The 10,811-nt window shown below is 30.6% G+C and carries 7 protein-coding genes; 6 read left to right on the top strand and 1 reads right to left on the bottom strand.

Going from position 1 to position 10,811, the window contains the following annotated elements:
• Positions 1-364: 364 nt before the first annotated feature.
• Complete coding sequence (locus ACK2WN_RS05295) at positions 365-868, bottom strand: hypothetical protein (protein WP_329998854.1); 504 nt, start codon at positions 866-868, stop codon at positions 365-367.
• Between the two features lie 359 nt (positions 869-1,227).
• Between ACK2WN_RS05295 and ACK2WN_RS05290 the strand changes: the two genes are divergently transcribed.
• The 6 genes from ACK2WN_RS05290 to mazG all read left to right on the top strand — a co-directional run bounded on the left by ACK2WN_RS05290 (position 1,228) and on the right by mazG (position 10,596).
• On the top strand, positions 1,228-1,890 hold the full coding sequence (locus tag ACK2WN_RS05290; RefSeq protein ID WP_416155010.1) for a prepilin peptidase: 663 nt from the start codon (positions 1,228-1,230) through the stop codon (positions 1,888-1,890).
• A gap of 37 nt (positions 1,891-1,927) precedes the next feature.
• Positions 1,928-2,488, top strand: a complete 561-nt coding sequence (gene pth / locus ACK2WN_RS05285; RefSeq protein ID WP_006441159.1) for an aminoacyl-tRNA hydrolase — start codon at positions 1,928-1,930, stop codon at positions 2,486-2,488.
• Positions 2,489-2,594: 106 nt separating this feature from the next.
• Complete coding sequence (gene mfd / locus ACK2WN_RS05280; protein ID WP_416155009.1) at positions 2,595-6,038, top strand: transcription-repair coupling factor; 3,444 nt, start codon at positions 2,595-2,597, stop codon at positions 6,036-6,038.
• Positions 6,039-6,117: 79 nt separating this feature from the next.
• Entirely contained in the window at positions 6,118-7,131 is a 1,014-nt protein-coding gene (locus ACK2WN_RS05275; RefSeq protein WP_416155008.1) for a peptidylprolyl isomerase, read from the top strand.
• A 221-nt stretch (positions 7,132-7,352) separates the two neighbouring features.
• Complete coding sequence (locus ACK2WN_RS05270; RefSeq protein ID WP_300531145.1) at positions 7,353-8,966, top strand: putative polysaccharide biosynthesis protein; 1,614 nt, start codon at positions 7,353-7,355, stop codon at positions 8,964-8,966.
• Positions 8,967-8,997: 31 nt separating this feature from the next.
• Positions 8,998-10,596, top strand: coding sequence for a nucleoside triphosphate pyrophosphohydrolase (gene mazG / locus ACK2WN_RS05265; RefSeq protein WP_416155007.1), 1,599 nt, complete (start codon positions 8,998-9,000; stop codon positions 10,594-10,596).
• Positions 10,597-10,811: the final 215 nt, after the last annotated feature.

Raw genomic sequence — 10,811 nt, 5'->3', positions numbered from 1 at the left:
AGTTTTAAATTTTAACTAGCCGTTAGGCTTTTTTGTGATGCAAATTTTTATTTTTAATTTAAAATATTATTATTTTTTTATTACAGCTATTGACTTTTAATAGCTGGTCTTATCTTTTAAAGAGAATCTATCTCTAAACTCAATAAATACTATAATAATGAAAAATAGTATATCAAAAGTTAAATCATCTAAAGAAATAGAGGATAAATTTAATAAGTTGAAATTATTATCAAATACTACGTTTGCAGCAGCAAAGATAAGATAAAGTTGTATAAATCGAAAAATAAATTTTAAAATTAAATTAATACAATTATTTTTTTTCATAAAAATCTATCCTTTTTATAAATAGTCTAAATTTATACATTTAACTAAATGGATATTTTTTTACACACTTAGCTATATCATAAGCTACAGCAAGAGATATATTTGCTTTTATACCCTTACTTGCAATTTTCTTTGCTAAAGCTTTATAAGAAAGATTTTGTATATCTTTTATAGTTAAACTTAAAATAGCATTTTTTACTATAGAGCTTGGACTTATAACTTTAGCCACACATTTACCTTGTTTTGATTTATTCCAGTAATTTTGTCCAGAAACTAAGTCATCTTTCCAACCAACATAATAGGGTGTTATTTCTGCTTTATGTTCATATACATAATCAGCTATGTAGTTTTCTAACTCATCAACATTGTTTATGACAGTTACATCAGAATTTGCATTATCTGTAGTGCTAACTTCTTCTAATAAAGGAATTTCAGATGTAACTTCCTCTGCATTAACACTTGCTAGTATAGGAGCAGATGAACTAAATATTAATACTCCAGATAATAATAAAGAATAAAGTGTTTTATTTTTTTTGATATTCATAGGGTAAATCCTCCTTGAAATTTATTTTTTATGATTATAGCATAGATTGAAATAAAAATAACAAAAAAACGATTTCTGTAAATGTTATGTAACTACAAAATAAATATACTAAAAAATTACTATTATTTTGTAACAAAATATAAATGAAAATGAAATAATAATGTAGATATAATGGAATTTGTATGAAAAAATAAACAAGATAGTAAATTATATATTAAAAATATAATGAGATATAATTATTTTAATAAATAATAAAATATAAAATAAAAGTATTAAATGAAAATATATTGTAAATAATATTGATAGAAATATTTATTAATACGGAAAGTAAATTAAATATAAGGAGAGAAAATTAAAAGATGGATTTAGAAAAGTTTGAGATTTTATTTTTATCGTTTTTATTTGCAATAATAATTACTTCAATCGTACAAAAAGTTGTAAAAGCTTTTATCGAAGAAGAGGATTATAAAAAAATCAATATAAAAAAATTGAAGATATTCTTAATAATATCTACATTTGCATACACTATCTCTATTTTTAAAATTTATCCAAATAATTTGGATAGATTTGGCTATTTTATATTTTTTATTTTAGCAATTATTATAAGTTTAATAGATTATTATACAATGTATGTGTATGATATTCTTGTTTTTAGTGGTATAATAATTCAGAGTGTAGTTAAAATTGTAAATGGAAATGTTGAAATCTTAGTAGATAGTGTGTTGGCAGGTTTGCTATGTGCTTTGATTTCATATTTAATAGTAAAGGCGACCAATATGATGGGTACAGGAGATGTAGGTGTGTATGCTCTTTGTGCTATGACTATTGGATTTAAAAGTTCGTTATCGTTGATACCGGGCTCTTTTCTTGTTTCTGCAATATTTTTGATTATAAGATTTATCTGTGGAAATAGGGATAAAAAAATTGCTTTTGCTCCGTATATAATTATCGCAGCTATATTGAATATTCTCGGATTTGATATAGTAAAGTGCTACCTCGATATAATTGAGAAAATAATTTAGGATAATATAAAAATTGATTAAAAAAGGAGATGAACAAATGTATATAATAGTAGGACTTGGAAATCCAGGTCAAAAATACGCAAAGACTAGACATAATGCAGGATTTGAAGTAATAGACAGATTAGCAGATGAATACGGAATAAGTGTTACAAAGATAAAACATAAGGCTTTAATAGGAGAAGGTAGAGTTGGGACAGAGAAGGTTGTTCTTGTAAAACCCACAACTTATATGAATTTAAGTGGTGAGTCTGTAGTTAGCCTTTATCAGTTCTATAAACCAGATTTAGACAAACTGATAGTGATATACGATGATATAGATTTAGATGTAGGAAAACTTAGAATAAGAAAAAAAGGAAGCCCAGGTACACACAACGGTATGAGATCTATAACTCAGTGCTTAGGAACTAAAGATTTCCCAAGATTTAGAGTAGGTGTTGGAAAGCCAGATAAAGGAAGAGATTTAGCTGATTTCGTTCTTTCAAGAGTTCCAAAAGAACAGGACGAAGCTATGAATGAAGGATTTGAAAAAACTGCAAAAGCAATAGATTCTATGATAAGAGAAGGAATCGACATGGCTATGAATAAATACAACGGATAATAACTATCAAAGTAAAGAGTGATTTTGAAATAAATAGATACTTAATAAGCTAGAGTTAAGGAAAATAATTTAATATATAATGTAGAGAATTAAAGGAGCGAAAAAAATGGGAGATATATTTTTTAATCCGCTTCAGAATTCAAAGGAATATATAAAACTTAAAGAAAAACTTGATGTAGAGGGAAGATGTCTGCTTGTAAATGGTCTAAATCAGGCTCAAAAAGCTCATATATCTTCATCTCTATTCAAGGATCTTTCAAGGCCTATTGTTTTTGTAGGTTCAACTGAATATGAAGCGAGAAAGATTTACGAAGATTTAAAATTCTACGTTAATGATAAGGTAGAGCTTTTAACTTCAGATGAGATAAGATTTTATTACTTAGATGCTAAAGATAGAAAGCAGGAAGCGAAAAGAATAAAGACGCTGCTTAAATTGGCAAAAAAAGAAAAGTTAATGCTAGTTACAACTGCAGATGCGGTACTTAGAAAATACCTACCTAAAGATGTATTATTAGATAATACTTTTAAATACAAGGTAGGAGATATAGTAGATATAGAAGAGTTATCTTCAAAGTTGGTTTCATTAGGATATGAGAGAGTATCAAAGGTAGAGGGGTTTGGACAGTTCAGCGTAAGAGGTGGGATTGTAGATATATTCTCACTTGAATATGAAAACCCTATAAGAATTGAGTTCTTTGATGATGAAATCGACTCAATAAGAACATTTGACGTATTTTCTCAGAAATCTATAGATAAACTGAAATCGTTTATAATTACTCCTTCTAGGGAATTTATCTATCCTGAAAATGTTGAAGAAACAGTTTCTAGGATGAAAAAAGATAGAGGAAAAGTGTGCAGTGACGATGTAGAGGCTGTTATAGATAAAATTGCGAGAAAAGAGTACTTTGATGGAATAGAAAACTATATAGACTACTTCTATCCAGATGTAGAGAAGAGTATTTTTGAATATCTAGATAAAAAGGCGATAGTATTTATCAATGATATATCTAGGATGAAAGAAAGATGCGAAAATTTTGCTGAAGAATTTAAAGACAGCTACAAGATGAACTTGGAAAGAGGAACTGCACTAAAATCTCAGGGAAATTTAGTCTACAATTATATAGATTTAGAGTACTGTATAGGCGATAGAAATATAGTGATAAACTCTCTATTACCAAAGGCTGTTAAAGGATTTAATGTAAAGGAAATATTGAACTTCGACAGTAGAGAGGTGCCATCATTTAATGGAAAGATAGATATTCTTGCAGACGAGCTTCAGAGATTAAAATACTCTGGGCACAAGATTATTCTTGCGGTGAACAGCTCAGAAAGGGCAAAGAAATTAAAAGAAGCTTTATTTGAATACGATGTTGAAACTTCGATAGCTAAAAAGAGAGATACAGAGATAAAATCATCTCAGGCTATAATAATGGAAGCTGCAATTAGCGAAGGGTTCCAGTATAGAGATATTAAGTTCACTATTATAACTGATAAAGAAATGATCGGTGTTCAGAGAAGTGGATTAAAATCGAAAAAGAAGAAAAAGAAAAATACAAATGCACAGAAAATAGATTCATTCTTAGACTTAAATCCTGGAGATTACGTAGTTCACGAAAATAGCGGTATAGGTAGATATACAGGTATAGATCAGATAACTGTTGATGGAATTAAGAAAGACTATATGAAGATAGTCTATAGAGATGGAGATAATTTATATGTGCCTATTGACCAAATGGACAAGGTTCAGAAATATATCGGAGCTGAGGCTGAGAAGGTCAAACTTAGTAGACTTGGGACACAAGAGTGGACAAAGGCTAAGGCTAAGGTCAGAAAAGAAATCGAGGATATGACTCAGGAACTTATCAACCTGTATGCCAAAAGGGAAAAAATCAAGGGATATAAATTCTCTAAAGACACAGTATGGCAGAAAGAATTTGAGGATAAATTCCCATATCAAGAGACAGATGACCAGCTTAAAGCTATAAAAGATACTAAAAAGGATATGGAATCTTCAAGGGTTATGGATAGATTAATATGCGGAGATGTTGGATACGGAAAAACAGAAGTCGCTATAAGGGCTGCATTTAAGGCTTGTATGGATGGAAAACAGGTTGCTATACTTGTTCCTACGACTATACTTGCACAGCAGCATTACAATACATTTAGTGAAAGATTTGCAGATTATCCGATAAGAGTAGAGGTTCTTAGTAGATTTAAGACTCCTAAGCAACAGAAAAAAATCATAGAAGATGCTAAAAAAGGAATGGTAGATGTACTTATAGGTACGCACAGAATAATTTCTAAAGATATAGAGCTCCCAAAGCTTGGACTTGTTGTAATAGACGAGGAGCAGAGATTTGGGGTTAAGCACAAGGAAACTTTAAAGAAAGTAAAAAATACTGTAGATGTTCTTACACTATCTGCAACACCAATTCCTAGAACTCTTCACATGTCATTATCTGGAATAAGGGATATGAGTGTAATAGAAGAGCCACCACAGGAAAGACATCCAGTAATAACTTATGTTACAGAAGCTAGAGATAGTATTATTCAGGATGAAATTGAAAAGGAAATTTCAAGAGGTGGGCAGGTATTCTTCGTCTACAATAGAGTAGAGGGAATTGAAGGGATTGCAGACAAGGTTAGAAAGCTAGTTCCAGATGCAAGAGTTGCTGTTGCTCATGGTAGAATGAGTTCAAAGACGCTTGAAGATATTATAATAGCATTTATGCAAAAAGAATATGACGTTCTTGTATGTACTACTATAATAGAAACAGGTATGGATATTGCAAATGCCAATACAATGATAATTTACGATGCTGATAAGATGGGGCTTGCTCAACTTTATCAGCTTAGAGGACGTGTGGGTAGAAGTACTAGACAGGGATATGCGTTCTTGATGTACGAGAGAAATAAGAGCCTTAGTGAAATAGCAGAGAAGAGATTAAAAGCTATAAAGGAATTTACTGAGTTTGGGTCTGGATTTAAGATAGCTATGCGTGACCTTGAGATAAGAGGTGCTGGTGATGTGTTAGGTGCTCAGCAACATGGACACATGGCTGTAATAGGTTACGATTTATACGTTAAGATGTTAAATGAAGCTATTAGAAAAATTAAAGGAGAACCTGAAGTAATAGAATTAGATGTAGAAATAGACTTACCAGTGGATGCATATATACCAGATAGATATATAGAGGATGAGATGGCAAAAATTGAAATGTACAAAAAAATTGCTTCAATCGATAGTAAAGAAGATATGTACGAAGTTCAAGAGGAATTAGAGGATAGATTCTCTGATATACCAAGACCTACTCAGACATTATTGTCTATAGCGTATATAAAATCTCTTTGTAAAAAGCTAAAAATCGAAAAAGTATATCAAATTAAAAATGAAGTATTTTTAAATCCATATATGAGATATAGAGCAAAATCTAAGGTTGGATATAAGGTTGTTGAAGAGATACAGATATTGTTAGAAGAATATGTGGAAAAATTTGAAAAAGAAGACGAAGAGAAAAAAGAGAAAAACGAAGAAAATAAAGATAAGTAGCAATAAAAATCTCTACATGATAATATAGAGATAGATGTATGATAATTAACTTAAATTAAATTAGAAAAGGGGTGTCAATTTGAAAAAATTAATGACAATTGTGCTTGCGGGACTGATGAGTTTATCTTTAGTTGCTTGTAAGCAGAAAGATTTAAACGAAGCTGTTGCAGATGTAAATGGGACAAAAATAACTTTAGGACAGTATGAGTTTATGTTAAAAATGAACAAGGCGTCAGTAGAATCTACTATAGGTGGAGCTGAAGGTTGGGAACAGAAAGACCAGAGTGGGCAGACATATAAGGATAAATACAAAACTTTAGTATTAGACCAAATGATAAATACTGAATTATTAGCTCAAAATGCAGAAAAAGAAGGAATAAAAGTAACTGATAAGGAAATACAGTCTTCTTACAATGATTTAAAAACTTATGTAAATTCAGATGAACAAATAAAAAAATCAGCTGAAGATTTAGGGATAAGTGATGATTTTCTAAAAGAACAGGCTAAGTTAAGTCTTTTAATACAGAAATCTCAGGAAAAATTCTACAGTGAAGAAAAAGTTTCTGATTCTGAAATGAAAAAATACTATGATGAACATATCGACGAATACAAAAAAGATGAAGTTGAGGCATCACATATACTTATAAAAACTACAGACGACCAGAATAAACCTCTTCCAGAAGCAGAACAGAAAAAAGCTAAAGAAAAAGCTGAAAAAGTTTTAAAAGAAGTAAAAGCTGGTGGAGATTTTGCAGAACTTGCTAAAAAATACTCTCAGGACCCAGGAAGTGCCGCAAATGGTGGAGCTTTAGGAGCATTTGGTAAAGGTATGATGGTTAAGGAATTTGAAGATGCCGCATTTGGTATGGAACCAGGACAAGTATCAAATCTTGTAAAAACAGACTTTGGATACCATATAATAAAAGTAACAGATAGAATAAAAGAAACTACTAGCTTTGATGAAGCTAAAGAAGGTATAAAAGAAGAAATACTAAAAAATAAATACGGTGAAAAAATAGCAGAACTTCAGAAAAAAGCTAAAATAGAAAAATTCGATAAAGTAATAGAATCTGCAGAATTTGTAGAAAAATAATATAATTTAAGAAGAATAATTTTTAAAAACATAATATAAACTGTTTTCTTGATAAAAAATTGAGAAAACAGTTTATTTTTTTGTAAAAAATCAAATAAAAAATGTTTTAGAAAACTCTGAGAACGTTAGAAATTCAAAGAAATTAATGCGTAAACTTGAATATTTAACTTGAAATATGGTATAGTAAAATCTGTTATATAAAATAAAGATGGAGGAAAATTATGAGTAAAGATAAAACTAAAGACTCTTTCTTGAAAGGAGCACTTATTCTAGGGATAGCTGGTGTTGCCGTTAAGATAATCGGTGCATTCTTCAGAATACCTCTAGGAAATATGATAGGATCGACAGGGATGGGTTATTATCAGTCTGCCTATCCAGTATATACATTATTTTTAACGCTAGCTACAGCTGGATTTCCAACTGCGGTTGCGAAACTAGTTTCTGAAAAGTTAGCGATAGGAGATGAAAGAGGAGCGAACAAAGTATTTAAGGTATCTAGTAAGGTACTTTTCATAACAGGTATAATTTCGTTCTGTATATTCTTCTTTGGTGCAGAATGGATAGTTACTAAATTTATAAAAAATCCAGATGCATTAAATTCAATGAGAGCTATAGCTCCAGCGCTAATAATAGTACCTCTTATGTCTGCGTATAGAGGATATTTCCAGGGACAGAAAGATATGACTAAGATTGCCATATCTCAGATAGTTGAACAGATATTTAGAGTTGTTCTAGGTTTAGGATTAGCTTATATGCTTATGAAATCAGCTGGACCTACTATGGGGGCAGCAGGTGCGATATCTGGGGCAGCTATAGGGGCTTTAGCATCAATAATTTACTTACTTGCAGCATTTGCAAGAGGTGCTAAAGAAAGAAGAGAAAGATTAGAAAAAAGTAAAAGATTTGAAGAAGAAAGCTTTAGTAGAATATTTAAAAACCTATTAGCTGTTGCAATACCAATAACTATAGGAGCATCAGTTATGCCACTTGTAAATATGGTAGACAACGGTATAGTTATAAGAAGACTTATGGTGGCAGGATATAGCCTAAAAGAAGCAAACTCTATGTTTGGACAGCTTACAGGTATGGCTATGTCTATAATCAACCTTCCAGCAGTTATAACTACTGCTATGAGTATGAGTTTAGTTCCATCTATATCTCAGGCTTATGCATTAGGAAATAAAGAAAAAGCTAGAAAAGATACATTAAGTGCAGTAAAAGTCACTTTAATAATAGTATTACCATGTGCATTTGGTATGGCTTCACTTGCTGGTCCAATAATGAAATTACTATTCCCTGCAGAGCCTTCAACAGTTGGTACAATATTATTTACACTTACTCCTTGTGTAATATTCCTTGGATTAATACAGACATTAACAGGAATACTTCAGGGAATGGGTAAAGCTATAGTTCCAGTTATAGCTTTAATAGTTGGTATGACATTTAAAATAACTATAAGTTATACATTAACTGCAATACCATCAATAAACGTACTTGGATCTGCAATGGGTACAGTAACTGCGTATACAGTTGCAGCTATAATAAACATAGCTTTCGTTAAAAAAGCGATGGGTGTAAAATTCTCTAAGAGAGAATTTATAATAAAACCTTTAATAACAGTTATATCAATGTTTGCAGCTGTTAAATTAGCATACTTTGTAACATCTCCTATGCTAGGAAATACAATAGCTACACTACTTTCAATAATAGTTGGTGCTGTAGTATACGTTGTTGTTCTTTTAGGAATAGGTGCTATAACAGTAGAAGAAATAAAAACTATGCCTAAGGGTGATAAAATATATAAAGTACTTAAAAAAGTTAGACTTGTAAAATAAAACGATTATAAATTATAAAGGGTGATAGATTATGATAAATATAGTTGGATTAGGACCTGGAGATTTATCTCTAATAAGTTATGGTGCTATAGAAGCTCTTAAAAACTCTAAAAAAGTATTTTTAAGAACAGAGAAACATCCTGTAGTAAAAGATCTTGAAAAATTAACTAAATTTGAATCACTAGACCATTTTTACGATGAAAACGACGATTTTGACGATGTGTACAGAAAAATATCTGAGTTTATAGTTGAAGAAGGTAAGAGTGAAGATGTTGTTTATGCTGTTCCAGGGCATCCTAGAGTTGCTGAAAAAACAGTAGACATGATAGAAAAATTAGCTAAAGAAAACAATATAGATGTAAATGTCGTGGCTTCAATGAGTTTTGTAGACGCTATGTTTGAAGCCTTAGCATTTGACCCTTCAAATGGATTTAGATTAGTAGATGCATTTGAAATGCAGACATCTTATATAGATACAGATATAAATCTAATTGTTACACAGGTATATGATGAGTTTATAGCTTCAGAGGTTAAGCTATACCTTATGAATAGATACGACGATGAACAAGAGGTTTATATTGTAAGAGGAGCGGGTATAAAAGGAGAAGAATTCATCAAGAAGGTTAGACTTTGTGAGTTAGACTGGGCTGAAAATGAATTTGACTACTTAACGAGCCTTTATGTCCCTAGAGTGGAAAATAAGAAATACAATACAGTTCACGATTTAGAGCTTATAATGGATAAATTAAGAGCTCCAGATGGATGTGACTGGGATAAGAAACAGACTCATGAATCTCTTAAAAATTCTGTCATTGAAGAAGCTTATGAGCTTTACAACGCTATTGAAAATGACGATATAGATGAAATGATAGAGGAATTAGGTGATGTACTTCTTCAGGTTATATTCCACTGCCAGATTGGTAAGGAAGAGGGAATGTTTGACCTAGGTGAAGTTGCTAATGGAATTTGTACAAAGCTTATAACAAGACATCCACATATATTTGGAGATGCAAATATAAATAGAGATGAGTTTGAAAAAACTTGGGAAGAAATAAAGAAAAAAGAAAAAGGTGAAAGTACAATTACAGAAGGAATAAAAAGAATTCCAGTATATCTTCCAGCTTTAATGAAAGCGGAAAAAGTACAACATAAAGCAGCTTTAGTTGGATTTGATTGGGATGATATATACGACGTCTTCTCTAAAGTTGAGGAAGAATACGAAGAAGTTAGAGAAGCGTATGAATTAGATTTTGCAGGATTTGTTGCAGAAAAATATCCTGAAAAATTTGCTGAAATGACAAAAAATGTTGACATAATTAATGAATTAGGAAATAAATTAGATGTTTTAGAAAAAATTAAAGAAGAAAATCTTGAATTGCTTGACGAATACCATACATTGAAGATACAATACATAAAGGAAGAATTGGGAGATTTATTATTCTCTATAGTTAATCTTGCAAGATTCCTTGATGTAGACACTACAGAGGCACTTAATGGAACAATAGATAAGTTTGTGAATAGATTTGGATTTGTAGAAGAAAAGGTAATCGAATCTGGAAAAACTTTTGATGAAATGTCTCTTGAAGAGATGGATAAGTTTTGGGATCAGGCTAAAGAATTAGAAATATAATCAAAAAAATTAAAATAATAGATATTCATAATAATCGACTAATAAATAATTATAAAAAAATACATTAATAAAGCGTCTATCTATTGCAATTACAAGGTAGCTACGTTATTATTATAGAATAGCCTTTGATTTGAGGTAGTATAAAAAATCTGAATCCTAGATAAATCTTTTAAGAACTAGGAGAACGATAAATATATAAATAAACTTAGGAGGTA

This window comes from Peptacetobacter sp. AB800, from assembly GCF_047807365.1.
In the GTDB taxonomy this organism is placed as follows: domain Bacteria; phylum Bacillota; class Clostridia; order Peptostreptococcales; family Peptostreptococcaceae; genus Peptacetobacter.
Note: the sequence above shows the minus strand (reverse complement) of the source record. Positions and strands in the feature narration are given on the sequence as shown.